General features: G+C 73.5%; 13 protein-coding genes and 1 pseudogene. 9 read left to right on the forward strand and 5 right to left on the reverse strand.

From position 1 onward, the window contains the following. The first annotated feature begins 83 nt into the window (after positions 1-83). A complete protein-coding gene (locus AC3IYI_RS32525) occupies positions 84-1505 on the forward strand; it encodes a phytoene desaturase family protein (protein WP_489407028.1) in 1422 nt (473 codons plus the stop codon). Between the two features lie 27 nt (positions 1506-1532). Here the strand turns inward: AC3IYI_RS32525 and AC3IYI_RS32530 are convergent, their stop codons facing one another. The 3 genes and pseudogenes from AC3IYI_RS32530 to AC3IYI_RS32540 all read right to left on the reverse strand — a co-directional run. Further along, on the reverse strand, positions 1533-2156 hold the full coding sequence (locus AC3IYI_RS32530; protein ID WP_489407029.1) for a hypothetical protein: 624 nt from the start codon (positions 2154-2156) through the stop codon (positions 1533-1535). A 25-nt stretch (positions 2157-2181) separates the two neighbouring features. Beyond that, entirely contained in the window at positions 2182-2442 is a 261-nt protein-coding gene (locus AC3IYI_RS32535; protein WP_489407030.1) for a hypothetical protein, read from the reverse strand. Between the two features lie 169 nt (positions 2443-2611). Then, positions 2612-3149 (reverse strand): annotated as a pseudogene (locus AC3IYI_RS32540) (inorganic phosphate transporter); the annotation flags it as partial. Between the two features lie 218 nt (positions 3150-3367). Between AC3IYI_RS32540 and AC3IYI_RS32545 the strand changes: the two are divergent. Beyond that, complete coding sequence (locus AC3IYI_RS32545; RefSeq protein ID WP_489407031.1) at positions 3368-4786, forward strand: MFS transporter; 1419 nt, start codon at positions 3368-3370, stop codon at positions 4784-4786. Between the two features lie 10 nt (positions 4787-4796). Continuing rightward, a complete protein-coding gene (locus tag AC3IYI_RS32550; protein WP_489407032.1) occupies positions 4797-5327 on the forward strand; it encodes a MarR family winged helix-turn-helix transcriptional regulator in 531 nt (176 codons plus the stop codon). 46 nt (positions 5328-5373) lie between these two features. Here AC3IYI_RS32550 and AC3IYI_RS32555 read toward each other — a convergent pair whose 3' ends face one another. After that, complete coding sequence (locus AC3IYI_RS32555) at positions 5374-6492, reverse strand: right-handed parallel beta-helix repeat-containing protein (protein WP_489407033.1); 1119 nt, start codon at positions 6490-6492, stop codon at positions 5374-5376. A gap of 279 nt (positions 6493-6771) precedes the next feature. Here AC3IYI_RS32555 and AC3IYI_RS32560 point away from each other — a divergent pair, with 279 nt between their 5' ends. The 3 genes from AC3IYI_RS32560 to AC3IYI_RS32570 all read left to right on the forward strand — a co-directional run bounded on the left by AC3IYI_RS32560 (position 6772) and on the right by AC3IYI_RS32570 (position 9707). Next, positions 6772-7287 (forward strand): O-acetyl-ADP-ribose deacetylase, encoded by a 516-nt coding sequence (locus AC3IYI_RS32560; protein WP_489407034.1) that lies wholly within the window; start codon positions 6772-6774, stop codon positions 7285-7287. A gap of 103 nt (positions 7288-7390) precedes the next feature. Beyond that, the gene (locus tag AC3IYI_RS32565; RefSeq protein WP_489407035.1) at positions 7391-7948 is read left to right on the forward strand and encodes a TetR/AcrR family transcriptional regulator; all 558 of its coding nucleotides are present in this window, start codon (positions 7391-7393) and stop codon (positions 7946-7948) included. A gap of 73 nt (positions 7949-8021) precedes the next feature. After that, on the forward strand, positions 8022-9707 hold the full coding sequence (locus AC3IYI_RS32570) for an alpha/beta fold hydrolase (RefSeq protein WP_489407036.1): 1686 nt from the start codon (positions 8022-8024) through the stop codon (positions 9705-9707). Between the two features lie 431 nt (positions 9708-10138). Here the strand turns inward: AC3IYI_RS32570 and AC3IYI_RS32575 are convergent, their stop codons facing one another. After that, the gene (locus tag AC3IYI_RS32575; protein WP_489407037.1) at positions 10139-10909 is read right to left on the reverse strand and encodes a maleate cis-trans isomerase family protein; all 771 of its coding nucleotides are present in this window, start codon (positions 10907-10909) and stop codon (positions 10139-10141) included. A 175-nt stretch (positions 10910-11084) separates the two neighbouring features. Here AC3IYI_RS32575 and recQ point away from each other — a divergent pair, with 175 nt between their 5' ends. The 3 genes from recQ to AC3IYI_RS32590 all read left to right on the forward strand — a co-directional run bounded on the left by recQ (position 11085) and on the right by AC3IYI_RS32590 (position 16069). Further along, entirely contained in the window at positions 11085-13151 is a 2067-nt protein-coding gene (gene recQ, locus AC3IYI_RS32580; protein ID WP_489407038.1) for a DNA helicase RecQ, read from the forward strand. A 206-nt stretch (positions 13152-13357) separates the two neighbouring features. Beyond that, entirely contained in the window at positions 13358-15418 is a 2061-nt protein-coding gene (locus AC3IYI_RS32585; protein WP_489407039.1) for a SpoIIE family protein phosphatase, read from the forward strand. Between the two features lie 57 nt (positions 15419-15475). Continuing rightward, positions 15476-16069: a GNAT family N-acetyltransferase gene (locus AC3IYI_RS32590; RefSeq protein ID WP_489407040.1), complete on the forward strand. Its 594-nt coding sequence runs from the start codon at positions 15476-15478 to the stop codon at positions 16067-16069. Positions 16070-16090 lie beyond the last annotated feature (21 nt).

Below are 16090 nucleotides of genomic sequence, written 5' to 3' on the forward strand. Positions count from 1 at the left end.
GGAGTCGGCGCGGATCGCGGAGCCGCCTATGGACAGGCGCAATACCCTGGGTGCGGTGGCGTCGCCGGACGAAGGAGTCGCAAGTGCCGTCGATCCTCGATGCGGTCGTGGTGGGGGCCGGGCCCAACGGGCTGACGGCCGCCGTTGAACTGGCCCGGCGCGGCTTCTCGGTGGCCGTCTTCGAAGCCGCGGACACCGTCGGCGGCGGGGCCCGGACCGAGGAGCTCACCCTCCCCGGCTTCCGGCACGACCCCTGCTCGGCGGTGCACCCGCTCGGCGCCGGTTCCCCGGTCTTCTCCACCATGCCGCTGAAGCGGTACGGGCTGGAGTGGCTGCACGCCCCACTGCCCATGGCGCACCCCTTCGACGACGGCACGGCGGCCGTGCTCTCCCGCTCCGTCGCGGAGACGGCCGCGTCCTTCGGACCCCGCGACGCGGGGACGTACCGGCGGCTGGTCGAGCCGTTCCTTGGCAAATGGGACACCCTCGCCCGGGACTTCATGTCGCTGCCGGACACCGCGCTGCCCCGCGACCCGCTCACCCTCGCCCGCTTCGGGCTGGCCGGGCTGCCGCCCTCCACCTGGCTGCTGAGCCGCTTCCGCGACGACCGCGCCCGCGCCCTGTTCGCCGGGCTCGTGGCGCACGTCATCGCCCCGCTCGGCGGGATCGGGACCAGCGCCGTCGGCCTGGTCTTCGCCCTCGCCGCCCACGCGAACGGCTGGCCGATGCCGCGCGGCGGCTCGCAGTCGATCTCCGACGCCCTCGCCGGGTACCTGCGCGACCTCGGCGGAACCGTCCACACCGGGTTCGAGGTCAAGCGGCTCGACGACCTGCCGCCGGCCCGGGCGTACGTCTTCGACACCTCCCCGACGGCGCTGGCCCGCATCGCCCGCCTGGGCCGGGTCTACGACGGCTACCGCTACGGGGCCTCCGTGTTCAAGCTGGACTACGCCCTGGACGGCCCCGTCCCCTGGACCGCCGAGGAGCCGCGCCGGGCCGGCACCGTACAGATCGGTCCGCACACCCGCGACATCGACGCAGCCCTGCAACTGGCCTCCGGCGGGCGCGTCCCGCGCACCCCCTTCCTCATCGCCGCCCAGCCCAGCCTGGTGGACCCCGGCCGGGCACCCGAGGGCAAGCACACCTTCTGGGTGTACGGGCACGTCCCGGCGGGCTGGGACGGCGACCTCACCGAAGCCGTCGAGCGCCAACTGGAGCGCTTCGCGCCCGGGTTCCGCGACCTGGTGCTCGCCCGGGCCACGGCGGGACCGCCGCAGCTCGCCGCCCGGAACCCCAACTACGTGGGCGGCGACATCGCCTGCGGAGCCGCCTCCGGGCTCCAGCTCCTGCTGCGACCCAAGCTCACCCTGTCCCCGTACAACACGGCCCACCCGGCCGTGTTCCTGTGCTCCTCGGCCACCCCGCCCGGCCCCGGCGTCCACGGCATGTCGGGCCACAACGCGGCCAAGGCCGTCTGGCGCCACCTGCGCCGGAAGGGCGCCTGAGGGCGCGCTCCGCACCTGCTTGGCGGGCTACCCGAAAGCGGCCTTGTGGGGGCCGATCGAGGGGTCGAGTTCGTGGAGCATCTTCCGGGCGTCCTCCAGGATCCCGGCGGTGCACAGGACCCGCCAGTCCGCGTAGCCGGGGGACTGCGCCAGCGCGGTCCGCAGGAAGCAGGTCTCGGCCTCGCCGAGCAGCTCCGCCAGGCGGGCCCGCACCTCGGGCGACGGGGCGTCCTCGCGCAGGTGTACGCCGGCCAGGTCGCCCAGCATCGCGGCGAGCGCGGCCAGTACGGCGTCCAGCCCGGCGGGGGAGTCCGCCCGACGGGGCAGCAGGTGCTCGTCGTGCTGCGCCCCCTGCAGGGCGGGCGGGCGGCCTTCGCGGAAGGTCAGGTTGTACAGGCCGCGGGTGATCCCCCGGACCTGGTGGCCGACGTGGTCGAGGCACTGGGTGGCTTCGGCGAGCCGGTCCAGGCGGGGCCGCGCGAGCCGGCCGCGCGGCCGCCAGCGGATCGCGTCCTCCGCCTCGCGGACGGCCTGGCGCACCGTGTCGAGCTCCTTGGACAGGGAGCGGGCACGCCGGACCCAGTCCCCGGTGCGCGCGGACCAGTCGTCCCCGGCCAGGCCCCGGGCGATCTCGGTGAGCAGCGCGGCCATCTGCCGGTTCAGGCGGGCCAGTTCCTCACCGGCGCGGCGGGTGAACCCGGGGGCCGGCCACCCGCTGCAGGCTCTTGCGCGCGGTGGCGAAGGGCGTGGTCTGCGTGGCGAGGATGGCGCCGACGGGGGCGAGCGAGGCCGACTCGGAGTGCAGCACGGAGACGATCCACCAGGCGAGTCCCGCCGAGATTACTGCGCGCAGGACCATGCTTCCATCGCCGAAGCCGGCGGTCATCCGGGACCGCAGCCCGCCCACTGCTCGCACCGTGCTGCCGGATACCTTCACTTTCGGGACCTTACGTCACACCTTGCGTGGCCGGGACGCCCTGCGGGGCCGGGGCTCAGGCGGTGGCCGTCTCCGGCGCTTCGCTCCGCGAGGTGACGGCCGTACGGCGGGACCGGGCCCAGAAGGCGAGGGTCGCGCACAACAGCAGGGCGGCCGTGGTGTCCTGGCCCCAGGCGCCCTGCTCCGTGAGCAGCACGGCGAGGGCGGCGACGAGCCCCGCGGCCACGATCACCCACAGCGGGGGTGCGGGCCCGGCGGGCAGTGAGCCCGCCGTGACCAGCGTCAGCGTGATCACGCCCATGGTCTTCTGCCCGTCGCCGGTGCCGTGCGCCAGGGAGACGAGGGCGGCCGCGAGCACCTGCCCGGCGCGCGCCCCACGCCCGGCTCCGGGTCCGTGCCCCGCCGCGCCCTCACCGCGTTCCCTGGACGCCCACCGAGGCGACGGTGGCGCCCATCAGCCCGCCCACGAGGGCGTGCGAGGAACTACTGGGAATTCTGAGCAGCCAGGTCGCCAGATTCCACAGGACGGCCCCCGCCAGGGCGGCGAGGATGACCGGCGGACGTATTCCGGCGTGCTTGTCGATGATGCCCCCGGAGATCGTCTTGGCGACCGCCACCGAAACGAACGCGCCGGCGAGATTGCTCACCGCGGACATGGCCACGGCGACCTTGGGCCGCAATGCTCCGGTGGCGATGGCCGTGGCCACCGCGTTCGCCGTGTCGTGGAACCCGTTGGTGAAGCCGGAAAAATCCGTAAAGAATTCCGTCGCGAATTCTGGGACCGGCCGTGGCGGAAGCGGTGTCCGGGCCTTATGGACCCCGCAGGGCGGGTCTTTCCGCCTTTTCTTCGGCGGCTGATATATCGGCATCCGATGTAATATTTGTGTGTGGGGGATTCGGTACGGCCGGTACGAAAGGAGCCCGCATGTCCCTCCCCTTCACCCCCGCCCTCCTCGTACGGGAACGGGCCCGGCCCGGCTGGGTGCGCTCGCGCCCCGGCGCCTGGCGGCTGGCGGTCGCCACCGTGTGCTTCGGGGCCTTCATGGGCCAGCTCGACGCCAGCATCGTGACGATGACCTACTCCCGGGTCCGGGCCGAGTTCGGCGTTCCCCTCGCGGGCGTCGAATGGGTCTCGCTGGCCTACCTGCTCACCCTCGTGGCCCTGCTGGTGCCCGTGGGCCGGCTCTCCGACGCCCACGGCCGCAAACTCTCCTACCTCTACGGCTTCGCGCTCTTCACCGCGGCCTCGGCAGCCTGCGGCCTCGCCCCGACCCTCATCGCCCTCATCGGATTCCGGGTGGTGCAGGCGGTGGGCGCGGCCATGCTCCAGGCCAACAGCGTCGCCCTGGTGAAGACCGGAACGCCCGCCGCACGGCTGCGGACCGCGCTCGGCGTCCAGGCCGCCGCCCAGGCCGTCGGGCTGGCCCTCGGCCCCACCGTCGGGGCCGCTCTCGTGGCCGGGCTCGGCTGGCGCTGGACGTACTGGATCAACGTGCCCGTCGGGCTGATCGACCTGGCCGCCGGGCACTACCTGCTCCCACGCACCCGCGACCGGGCCCCCGCACGGCGCTTCGACCGGGCCGGAGTCCTGTGGCTCGCCACCGCGACCGCCGCCCTGCTCGTCGCGCTCAGCTCCCTGTCGGGCCTGCACGTGCCGGCCTGGACCGGACCGGCCGCCTGCGCGGTCGCCCTCGGGGCCACCGCCGCCCTCGTACGGCAGGAGCGGCGCGCCCCCGCACCCCTGCTCGACCCGGCGCTGCTGAGGACCCCCGGGATCCGGGGCGGGCTCGCGGCGGCGCTGTGCGGATACCTCGTCCTGTTCGGCCCGCTGGTGCTGGTACCCGTACTCCTCCTCGGGTCCGGGCACAGCGTGCTCGTCGCCGGAACGGCCCTCACCGCACTGCCCGCCGGATTCGCGCTCGGCGCGGTGGGCGGCGACCGGGCCCTGCCCGCCGCCGTCTGCGACCGGGCGCGCTGCCTGTACGGATCGGCACTGACCGGCTGCGCCCTGGCCGCCCTGTTCTTCCTGGCGCCCGCGCCCGCGCCGCTCGCCTGCGCGCTCGGCGTACTCGGCCTCGGGCTCGGCCTGTTCGCCCCCGCCAACAACGCCCTCGTGATGCGGGCGATGCCGAAGGACGCTCCCGGCACCGGCGGCGGCCTGATCAACATGGCCCGCGGGCTCGGTACCGCGATCGGCGTCGCCCTCGTCACCCTGGCCCTGCACACGGGAGGCGACGGCGGACACCTCGCGGTGCTGATCCTGCTGGCCGCGGCCGTCGCCATGGCGGTTACGGGGTCCGCGAGGGGCGCGGGAGCCGCCCCGGCCGCGGCGGAGCGCGAGTAGCGTGGTCGGCATGTCACGCATGCCGCGCGCGGCGGACGCTCCGGACACCCCGGATACCCCGGACGCTCCGGACACCCCGCCGGGCGGGGGCTCACCCGAGGCCAGGGCGCTGACCGCCGCCGTCACCCGCCTGCGCAGGGCGTTGCGCGCCTCGATCCGTACGGAATACCCCTGGGAACAGCTCCCCATGGCCCAGGTGGAACTCCTCCAGGTCTGCGTCGAACACTCCCCGGTCCGCGTCAGCGAACTCGCCGCCCGCACGCGCCTCGCCCAGTCCACGGTGAGCGGTCTCATCGCCCAGCTCACCATGAACGGGCTGGTCAGCCGCGGGGTGGACAGCCAGGACCGGCGCGCCGCCGCCGTCAGCGCCACCGACGCCGGCCGGCTGCGGCTGGCGGCCTGGACGCGCGCCCACGAACGCCGCCTGGAGCACGCGCTGACGGCCCTGCCGGACGCCGACCGAGCGGCGCTCGGCGCGGCCCTGCCGGCCCTCACCCGCCTTGCCGCCCGCCTGGAGGAGGCGGACGGCAAGGGCGGGTAGGAGCGGGAGGGCAGGAGCCGGCGGGAAGCGCTCGGGCGGGAAGCCGCTACGGATTCACGGTCGCCGTGGCGGTGAAGCCGCAGCACTCGAATGTCTGGACCGGCGCGCCCGAGGTCTGCGTGATCTTCACGCCGTCGAGCACCGCGTCCGTGTCGACCGCAGACGCGATGACCGCGACACCGTGCAACCCACCCGTGATCCGGTCCTTCCGGAGCGTGAACGAACCGTCCTGGAGGGCGATTCCGACGTACGAGTTCCGCCGGAGGTCGTTGTTGCCAATGGTGAGCCCCGTACCGCCTCCGACGTAGATCCCCACCTGGTTGCCGACGATCCGGTTGTGCTCCACGACGGTGCCCGGCGCGTCGCCGACGATGCCCGCGTGCTGGAACTCGTTGAAGAAGTCGGGGCCGCAGCCCGCATCGGGTTCCCGGCACTGGTTGTCGCTGACGGTGTTCCGGACGGCACGGCCGACCGCGCCCGCCACGAACTCGATGCCGTCCGTCGACAGGGTCGGGTGCCCGGTGACGGTGCTGCGCTCGACCGTGGCGGTGGACCCCTCGTTCAGGACGACCACCCCCGCGCCCTGGTAGCCCGTGATCTTCGTGTCGTGGATGGTCGCCGAGCCCGTACCGGTCGGCAGGTCCCCGACGAGGACGGCGTTCGCGCTGTGGAAGCAGGGCGCGGCCGGGGTGTCGGTGATGTGGGTGACGGCGGCGTGGCCGAGGTCGAGACTGGCACCCCCGAGCACGCGGATGCCGGCGCCGAGCGCGCCGTCGTCGCACGTGCCGGAGCCCGGCCCGCTGACGGCGAGCTTGGACAGCGAGACGGACGCGCCGTTGTGGATCTCGACGATCGAGTTGGCGCCGTCGTCGCCGGGGGTCAGCGTCTGCGGGGCCTGGATCGTCGTCTTTCCGTCGCCCGACCCGGTGATGGACACGTTCTTGCCGATCACCACCTGCTCGCGGTAGACACCCGGCCGGACGCTGATCCGGTCACCGGGGTCGGCGGCGTCGACCGCTGCCTGGATCGTCGGATAGTCCCGTGGAACCACGAGGTCAGGTGACCCGCCGGCCGCCGCGGACGCCGGCACCAGCGGACAGACGGCGATGGCAGTGACGACGCAGAGGCCTAGCCGGGCGGCCGTCCTGAGCAGGGGGATTGGCATGGAGGTTTCGCTCCCGTGGGGTATGCACACCGTGGATCCGGGGGTCCCCGGGACCCGTCGGCCGGTTGCCGCGGCCGCGCAGCAAACCTAGGGACGGCTGTGATCACAACCCGCTCCCAGCCGTCCGACACGGTCCGCTTTCCCCCGGCCGGCCCATCGCCCGGAACGGTCCGACGGGCCGCTGTGGCCGTTGTGCGCAGGCCTTGTGTGCAGGCGTTATGCGCAGGCGGTCTCGGAGGTCCCCCGATAGCCTCACCACCTGCACCGGAAGGGACGCTCATGCCTCGTATCACCCTCGTCCAGGGCGACATCACCGCCGAGAAGGCCGACGCCGTCGTCAATGCCGCGAACTCCTCGCTGCTCGGCGGCGGCGGGGTCGACGGAGCGATCCACCGGCGCGGCGGCCCGGAGATCCTGGCCGCCTGCGAGGACCTGCGCCGCTCGCACTACGGCAAGGGCCTCCCGACGGGCCGCGCCGTCGCCACCACGGCCGGCCGGCTCCCGGCGGAGCACGTGATCCACACGGTCGGCCCGGTGTATCAGGTTTCCGGCAGCGATCCGTCGCTGTTGGCCTCGTGCTACGTGGAGTCCCTGAAGGTCGCCGACGAGCTGGGGGCGCGCACAGTCGCCTTCCCGGCCATCTCGACCGGGGCGTACGGGTGGCCGATGGACGATGCCGCCCGCATCGCGGTGGAGGCGGTGCGTGGTGCCGAGACGGCCGTGGAAGAGGTGAGGTTCGTCCTCTTCGACGAGCAGGCGTACCAGGCGTTCGCCGCGCAGCTCCACGCGTCGTAGTCCGGCGGCGGACGAGGAGAAGCGGGTCGGCCCCCCATCGAGGCGGCCGACCCGTACGAGGGAGCGGTTGAAGGAATATGTAGATCGGTCTAGTCTGGCGCTCATGGGACAGAAGGGCGTCGAGACGCGGGACCGACTGCTGGATGCGACGCAGGAGTTGGTCGAGGCCGGGGGGTACTTCAGTGCCGGGCTGAACCAAGTGATCGCGGCCAGTGGCGCGCCCCGCGGCTCGCTCTACTTCCACTTTCCCGGCGGCAAGGACCGGTTGGTCGGCGAGTCCGTCCGGCGGGCCGGGGGGATGATCGGTGATGCCCTGGGGGGCCTGGCCGACTCCAGTCCGTCGGTGGCGGAGTTCGTCGACGGGGTCCTGCGGCACCTGGGTGACCGGCTGGAGGAGTCGGGCTGGCGCAAGGGGTGCCCGGTGGCCACCGTGGCGCTGGAGATGGCCGCCACCAGTGACCCGCTGCAGGAGGCGTGCTCGGATGTCTACACCTCGTGGCAGGCGGCCCTGCGCGCACAGCTGGTGGGCCGTCCGGACGCGGACGACCTCGCGGTCACCGTCCTGGCCCTGGTGGAGGGGGCGCTCCTGCTGGCCCGGGCGCACCGCAGCAGGGGGCCGCTGGACAGCGTCTCCCGTCAGATCGGCGCCCTGCTGGGCTGACATGGCCCGCCGTGACCGGCGGGCTTCTTTTCTGCTCTAAAAATATGTAGACCGATCTATTTGAGGAGCTTTCATGGACGCGATCGTCTTCGGCGCGACCGGCTTCATCGGCCGCTCGCTCGTCGCCGAGCTGCTCACGCGGGGGCAGCGGGTGGCGGCAGCCGTACGCAACGACACCCTCACCCCCTGGCTGACCTCCCGGGGCGTCGACACCGGCGGGCTGGAAATCGTCACCGCCGACATCACGGAGCCGCTTTCAGGGCTGCCCGAGGTGCGCGACGTCTACAACGCAGCCGGTCGCTTCGCCTTCGGCCTCGGTGTGCAGGAGGCGCGGGCGGTCAACGTCACCGGGGCGCTCAACTTGCTCGAATGGGCGGCCGCGCTCCCCGGGCTGCGTCGGCTGGTGCACATCAGCGGGTACCGGGTGAGCGGGTCCGAGGGACGCCCCGACTACGCCGGGCTGGGAGCGTACGAGGCGTCGAAGGTCGAGGGCGATCTCGCGGTGCGCGCCCGAGCCCGTGAACTGGAGGTCCCGCTGACCATCGTGAACCCCAGCACGGTGATCGGGCCGGGCCAGTACATCGGCCTGGCCGCCCTCGTCGCGGACCTGTGGAACGGCCGGCTTCCCGCGCTGCCCGGAGGCCCCGACACCTTCCTGCCGATCACCACGATCGACTACTTCGTGCGGTTTCTCGCGGAGGTCCCCGCATCACCCGCGGGTGAGCACTACTGGGTGCTCGACGACAGCACTCCGCTCCTGCCCGAGCTGATCGCTGCGATCGCCGGCCACACGGGCGTGCGGGCACCTCGCCGGACCGTCCCCGCCGGTCTGCTGCGGCGCCTGCCGCGCAAGGTGACCGGTGCCGACCCCGAGACGCTGGCATTCCTGTCCTGCGACCGCTACCCGACGGCCTCCGCCCGCGCCTTCGCCGCGAACGCCGGTCTGGAGATGCCTCCGGTCGCCGACGTCCTGCGCACGTGGGCCGACGACCTGGTGGCCGCTCGCTTCGGTGCCGCATCGCCCTGGCTGAGCCCGTACGGCTTCCACGCCGTGGCGGGCAGCCGTACCTGGGTGAGCGGTGAGCGCCGCCGCCCCGACCACGTCCTGCTGCACGGACTCCCGATGAACGCAGACCTCTGGGCACCCCTTGCCGGCCATCTCCCCGGCCCGGTCCTGGCCCCCGACCTGCCGGGCCTGGGCCGCTCGGCCGCTACGAACCGGCCGGTGGATGCGTGGCTGGCCGACCTGCTGAGCCCGGTGCGGACCCGCCCCGTGCTGGTCGCACACTCCCTGGCGTGCGGCCCCGCGCTGCGCTTCGCCGTCGATCATCCGGACCGCATCAGCAGTCTCGTGCTGATGTCCCCCGCGTTCCTGCAGGCGCCCGCCCCCCGGCTCGCCCGCTCGGTCCTGGCCGTACCGATGATGCGCCGCATGTCCGCCGCACGGCTGGCCCGGGCGCTCGGTGTCCCCGAGGGAGCGGCGGTGGAGAGCGCCGCGGCGGACCTGCGCCGTCGCGGCGTGGCGCGCCGGGTGGCCACGGCCCTCCGTACGGACGTCGCCGAGCGCGGGCGGTCGCGGGCGCTGCTGGACCGGGTGAGCGTCCCGGTCCAGATCATCGTGGGCTCGGCCGACCCGCTGGTCGAGGCCGTCGGCCACCCGGTGGCCGAGATCGAAGGGGCCGGGCACTACCCCCAGCTGACCCACCCCTCCCAGGTCGCCCGCCACCTCGGCCGTGCCTCCGCTCCGATCGGCGGATGACCGGGCCCCGCGAGCACCCGACCGCCCTGCGCCGGCGCAGGTGGGCACCCGTGCGGCGCCGGGTCCGGGTCTCGATGCTCGTCGTCGCCCGGGCCTGACCGGCAAGATCCGAAAGGTTCACCGGGTCGCGACGCCCGGCACGGCACCTCGCTGCGTTGTCGGACCACGCCGGTACGTCCAGTACGAGGCGCGGTCCTCCGCCTTGCGATGCACCGCACCGAACGCCGCGACCCGGCAAACCTTTCCGGCCACAGCACTAGGGCCTGTCGTCAAACTCCCGTCTGCCTCGCGACGCCTGGCACGCGCTCTCGCCGCACCGGGCGAAAGCCCGAGTACGTCCAGTACGCATACTTTCGCCCGGCGCGCCGAGAGCACGCACCAGACGCCGCGCGGCCGCCCTTCGGGCGACGACGGGAGTTTGACGACAGGCCCTAGGCGACCGAGAAGAGCCGGCCGTAGGCCGTGACGGGGGTGGTCGGGGTGGCCGCCGCGCGCAGGGCCGCCCACAGGAGCGCCTGGTTCGCGGTCAGGACCGGGCGGCCCAAGGTGGCCTCCAGGGCCGCGATCGCCCCGACGGCGCGGAAGCCGTTGCCGCCGATGACGACCGCGTCCGCCGTGTCGGGGACGTGCGCCGCCACCCAGTCGTGCAGGGCCCGCGGCCCGATGAGGGTCTGCCCGCTGGGGAGGCCGCAGGGGGCGGCGTACGGGACCTCGAAGCCGGCGTCCTCGTAGTAGCCCCGGCCCAGGTCGCTCAGCGTCTCGTCGAACCACGGCGGGTCCACGAGGGCGAGCCGGCCGGCCTCCAGCGCCCGCAGCGCCTCGACGGTGGCGGCGCAGGTGGCGACCACGGGCAGTCCGTGGGTGCGCTCGCGCAGGCGGTCCAGCATGTACCCCTCCCCGCGCGGGCCGATGACGTAGGCGGAGCTGGTGAAGGCGTAGGCGATCACCGACACCGGGGCGGCCGCCAGCAGCTCGGCGGCATCGTCCACGTGCGGGGGCTCGGCGAAGGCCCGTACGGGCGCGAGCGGAATGGTGGGGTCGATCGCGCCGCCGCGCCCCATCGCGCGGAACGGCACCCGGGCGGCGTGCAGGCCCACGTCGGCCGGAGCCATGGCGCGCAGCTCGGACTCGGGGCCGACATCGGCGTGCGGGGTGAGGACGCCGAGGCGGACGCGCACGTCCCACCCGTCGGGCTGCCACATCGCGTGTTCCTCTCGGAGGCCGGGAGATACGGGAGATCTTCCACTGTGTCACCGGTCGGGCCGCAGTGGTGCCCGGCCGCGCCGCCGCGTGCGGGGCCGTGGCGTCCTTCCGGGATATCCACAGGGTCGAGGGGATCCGGGCGGATGTGTCCGAGGAGGTCGCTAGGCTTCTGGGATGACCCCTTCGGAAGCAGCCGTCGAAATCCCCGACGCCCAGCAGGTGCTCCACCGCGTCTTCGGGTACGACTCGTTCCGCGGCGAGCAGCAGCAGATCATCGAGCACGTCGCCGGCGGCGGCGACGCGCTGGTGCTGATGCCGACCGGCGGCGGCAAATCGCTCTGCTACCAGATCCCGGCGCTGGTCAGAGCGGGCACCGGAGTGGTGATCTCCCCGCTGATCGCCCTGATGCAGGACCAGGTGGACGCCCTCAACGCGCTCGGGGTGCGGGCCGGGTTCCTCAATTCGACGCAGCTGTCCGACGATCGGCGCGCGGTCGAGCAGGCCTTCCTCGGCGGCGAGCTCGACCTGCTCTACCTGGCGCCCGAGCGGCTGCGCACCGAAGGGACGCAGCGGCTGCTCGACCGGGGCACCGTCTCGCTCTTCGCCATCGACGAGGCGCACTGCGTCGCCCAGTGGGGCCACGACTTCCGGCCCGACTACCTCGCGCTGTCCATGCTGCACGAGCGCTGGCCGAAGGTGCCGCGGATCGCGCTGACCGCGACCGCCACCGAGGCCACGCACGCCGAGATCGCGGCGCGCCTCGGCCTGGAGGAGGCCCGCCACTTCGTGGCCGGCTTCGACCGGCCGAACATCCAGTACCGGATCGTGGGGAAGAACAACCCGGTCAAGCAACTGCTGGAGCTGATCCGCACCGAGCACCCCGGGGACGCCGGGGTCGTGTACTGCCTCTCGCGGGCCTCGGTGGAGAAGACGGCGGCCGCCCTGGTCGAGCAGGGCATCGACGCCGTGCCCTACCACGCGGGCATGGACTCCCGCACGCGCGCGGCGAACCAGTCTAAGTTCCTGCGGGAGGACGGGGTCGTGGTGGTGGCCACGATCGCGTTCGGCATGGGCATCGACAAGCCCGACGTGCGCTTCGTGGCCCACCTGGACCTGCCCAAATCGGTCGAGGGCTACTACCAGGAGACCGGCCGCGCCGGCCGCGACGGTGAGCCCGCCACGGCCTGGCTGGCGTACGGACTCCAGGACGTGGTGCAGCAGCGCAAGATGATCGAGGGCTCCGAGGGCGACGAAGCACACCGCCGCGCGCTGGCCGGACACCTGGAGGCGATGCTCGCGCTGTGCGAGACGGTCGGCTGCCGCCGGGTGCGGCTGCTGGCGTACTTCGGGCAGACCGGTGCGCCGGACTGCGGGAACTGCGACACCTGCCTGACGCCGGCCGAGTCCTGGGACGGGACGGTCGCGGCACAGAAGCTGCTGTCCACGGTGTGGCGGCTCGCCAAGGAACGGCGCCAGAAGTTCGGCGCCGGCCAGATCATCGACATCCTGCAGGGCAAGAAGACGGCCAAGGTCATCCAGTTCGACCACGACGGGCTCTCGGTGTTCGGCATCGGAGCGGACCTGGGCACGAACGAATGGCGCGGGGTCGTCCGGCAGCTGCTGGCACTCGGACTGCTGGCGGTGGAGGGCGACTACGGCACGCTGGTGCTGACCGAGGCCAGCGGCGAGGTGCTGGGCGGCCGTCGAAGCGTCCCGATGCGCAAGGAGACGGCGCCGACGGCCGGTGCGTCCCGCAGGGAGTCCGGCGGATCGCGCTCCGGGAAGGGCGGCCGGGTACCGGTCGACCTGCCGGCGGCCGCCGTGCCGGTGTTCGAGTCCCTCCGCGCGTGGCGCGCCGAGACCGCGCGGGAGCAGGGCGTGCCGGCGTACGTCGTCTTCCACGACGCGACGCTGCGGGAGATCGCGACCGGGCTGCCCGCGACGGTCGCGGAGCTGGGCACGATCAGCGGTGTCGGCGAGGCGAAGCTCGCCAAGTACGCCGAGGGCATCCTGAAGACCCTGGACGGCGCGCGGCCCGAGCCGGGTGCGGGAGCCGCGGATGCGGAGACCGGAGCCGCCCCGGCGGTGGTCACCCGGGCCGCTGTGGCCGCCCCGGCCGCCCCGCCCGCGGTCATCCGGGCCGCCGTGCCCTCCCAGGCGAATCCGGCCCCGCGGACGGAGGAGTCGCTCTTCGGACCCGAGGACGAGGACATCGACCCGCCCTGGGACGACTGGGAGTAGCAGTCCGGGGCGGGCCGCGTACGGACCGGGTGCGGCCCGCCCCCTCCACGTCGTCCTGCCGTGGCTACGTCGTCCTGTCGTGGGTCACCGTGATCCTGCCCCGGCTCCACCCGAAGCCGGATTCCGTCGCGACACAGCGCCGGTCGGCGAAGGCTCGGATAGTGTGAATCGGTAGGAATCAGGCCCCCCGGGGTGAGGTCGGAGCATTGGACACGTACCAGGAGACGAGCGAGGTACCGGACCAGCCGGTGGCTGCTGTCGGGTACGCGGGCGTACTGAGCGAGCTGCTGCCGATCGCCCTGTGGCGGGAGGACGCCGACGGGCTCGTCGTCGAGTGGTCGCTGGCCGCCCAGGACCTGCTCGGCCACCGCCCCGAGGACATCCTCGGCCGGCCGGGCTCCGACGTGCTCGTCCCCGACGCCAACCACGAGCTCGCCGACCAGCTGACCCGCCGGGTCCAGGCCGGGGAGACCGTCGTCGGCACCCTGCCCGTGCGCCACCGCGACGGGCACCAGGTCGCGATGGAGATGTGGATCCTGCCCTCCCCCGATCCGCAGGGGCGCACCGGTTCCATGCTCATCGCCGTGGAGACCTCCGAGGTCCTGCGGATGCGCGATTCGCTCGCCGCGCTGCAGAGCCTGTTCACCCAGTCGCCGATCGGCCTCGGCACCCTCGGCCCGGACCTGCGCTTCCTGCGCGTCAACGACGCCCTCGCCCGGATGAACGGGGTGTCCGCCGCCGAGCACGTCGGCAAACGGCTCACCGAGGTCGTGCCCGGGGTCAACGCCGCCGCGCTCGAACGGCTCATGCGCAAGGTGCTGGAGTGCGGCTCCGCCGTCGTGGACGTCCGCCGCACCGGCCGCACCCCCGCCGACCCCGACCACGACCGGACCTGGTCCTGCTCCTACGCCCCGCTGCTGGACGGCTCCGGGCGGCGGCTCGGCCTGATCGCCTCCCTCATCGACATCACCGAGGGACAGCGCGCCCAGGCGGAGGCGGAGCGGGCGCGCAGCCGCTTCGCCCTGCTATCCGAGGCCGGCACCCGCATCGGCACCACGCTGGACCTGGGGCAGACGGCCCAGGAGATCGTGGAGGTGCTGGTACCGCAGCTCGCGGACTCGGCCGACGTACAGCTCCTGGAGGCCGTACTGGACCCGGACGAGTCCGCCGCGTCCGCGGCGTCCACCCGGGGCGTGCTGCGCCGCCTGGCCTCCCTCTTTCCGGACCCGGCCGCGCCCACCGCCAAGCTCACCGCCGGGCAGACCTTCCAGATCCCGGCCGGCACCGCCTACGAGCAGGTCATCACCGAGGGCCAGGCCATGAACCTCTACACGGCCGACATCCCGGCCCTGATCAAGGACCCGCGCGCGGCCGCGCTGCGCGCCTACCTGGCCACCCTCGGCTGCGCCCGGATGGTCCCGCTGGTGGCCCGCGGCCGGGTGCTCGGGGTGGTCGTGGTGACCCGGGTGCGCGGGCGCGAGCCCTTCGACCACGAGGACTGCGTGCTGATCGACGAGGTGGTGGCCCGGGCGGCCCTGAACATCGACAACGCCCGGATGTACACCACCCAGCGCGCGGCGGCCCTGACCCTGCAGCGCAGCCTCACCAACAACGCGCTGCCCCAGGTCGCCGGCCTGGAGCTGACCGGCCGCTACCTGCCGGCCAGCGACCACGACGTCGGCGGGGACTGGTTCGACGTGATCGAGCTGCCGGACGGCCGGACCGGCCTGGTGATCGGCGACGTGATGGGCCACGGCATCCACGCGGCCGCGGTCATGGGCCAACTGCGGACCGCCGTACGGACCCTGGCGCGGCATCAGGTGACCCCGGAGCAGATGCTGCGCTCGCTGGACGCCGTGGTGGCGGACCTCGGCGAGGACGAGATGGCCACGTGCGTCTACGCCGTCCACGACCCGGTGACGGGTGCGTGCGTCATCGCGCGCGCCGGCCACCCGCCGCCGGCCGTGGTCACGGCGGCCGGGGCCGTGACCTTCCTGGACGGCCCGCCGGGAACCCCGCTCGGCACGGGCGGACGGGAATTCCGCACCGAGGAGGTCCGGCTCGAGCCGGGCAGCCTGCTCGTGCTCTACACGGACGGCCTGATCGAGTCCCGGGACCGGGACCTGGACGAGGGGATGGCGGGCCTCGCGGGAGCCCTGAGGGGCGCGGGGGAGCCGCTGGAGGACCTGTGCGACACGATCCTGGCGAGCCTCCTCCCGGCGGCCCCGCAGGACGACGTCGCGGTGCTGCTGGCACGGACTCCATGAACGCACTAGTGCAATGATATTTTGTATCTAGCGCAATGAGGGGTTAGCGTTTCTCCCATGTCTGCCAAGTCGCCGTCCCCCGTCACGCTCACCGGCCGCCACGTCCGCCTGGAGCCGCTCGCCCGCACCCACCTCCCCGACCTGTACGCGGCCGGCGGCGGAGACGAGGAGGTGTGGCGCTGGCAGGGCGGCCCCGCGCCACGGACGCAGGAGGAGCTGGGTACCAAGCTCGATGCCGTGCTGGAGGCCGCGGAGCGCGGTGAGTACGTTCCCTTCGCCGTCATCCACCTCGAGAGCGGCCGGGCCGTCGGCTGGACCACGTACATGGACATCAGCGCGGCCGACGAACGCCTGGAGATCGGCTGGACCTGGTACGGGCGCGCGTACTGGCGCAGCGCCGTCAACACCGAGTGCAAGCTGCTCCTGCTCACCCACGCCTTCGAAGACCTCGGCATGGGCCGGGTCCAGCTCAAGACGGACCACCTCAACACCCGCTCCCAGGCCGCGATCGCCCGCCTCGGAGCGCAGCGCGAGGGCGTCCTGCGCCGCCACCGCCGGCGCCCGGACGGCACCTGGCGCGACAGCGTGTACTTCTCCCTGCTGGCCGCCGAATGGCCGGAGGCGAAGGCCCGGCTGGCCGCCCGGCTCTGAGTCGGGGACCCGCCCCGTCCC

It is taken from the genome of Streptomyces sp. GL_148 (assembly GCF_057834205.1).

Coding starts and splice junctions, on each gene's coding strand:
- AC3IYI_RS32530 (WP_489407029.1), bottom strand. CDS start 2,156: ATGGCCGCGCTGCTCACCGAGATCGCCCGGGGCCTGGCCGGGGACGAC.
- AC3IYI_RS32545 (WP_489407031.1), top strand. CDS start 3,368: ATGTCCCTCCCCTTCACCCCCGCCCTCCTCGTACGGGAACGGGCCCGG.
- AC3IYI_RS32550 (WP_489407032.1), top strand. CDS start 4,797: ATGTCACGCATGCCGCGCGCGGCGGACGCTCCGGACACCCCGGATACC.
- AC3IYI_RS32555 (WP_489407033.1), bottom strand. CDS start 6,492: ATGCCAATCCCCCTGCTCAGGACGGCCGCCCGGCTAGGCCTCTGCGTC.
- AC3IYI_RS32560 (WP_489407034.1), top strand. CDS start 6,772: ATGCCTCGTATCACCCTCGTCCAGGGCGACATCACCGCCGAGAAGGCC.
- AC3IYI_RS32565 (WP_489407035.1), top strand. CDS start 7,391: ATGGGACAGAAGGGCGTCGAGACGCGGGACCGACTGCTGGATGCGACG.
- AC3IYI_RS32570 (WP_489407036.1), top strand. CDS start 8,022: ATGGACGCGATCGTCTTCGGCGCGACCGGCTTCATCGGCCGCTCGCTC.
- AC3IYI_RS32575 (WP_489407037.1), bottom strand. CDS start 10,909: ATGTGGCAGCCCGACGGGTGGGACGTGCGCGTCCGCCTCGGCGTCCTC.
- recQ (WP_489407038.1), top strand. CDS start 11,085: ATGACCCCTTCGGAAGCAGCCGTCGAAATCCCCGACGCCCAGCAGGTG.
- AC3IYI_RS32590 (WP_489407040.1), top strand. CDS start 15,476: ATGTCTGCCAAGTCGCCGTCCCCCGTCACGCTCACCGGCCGCCACGTC.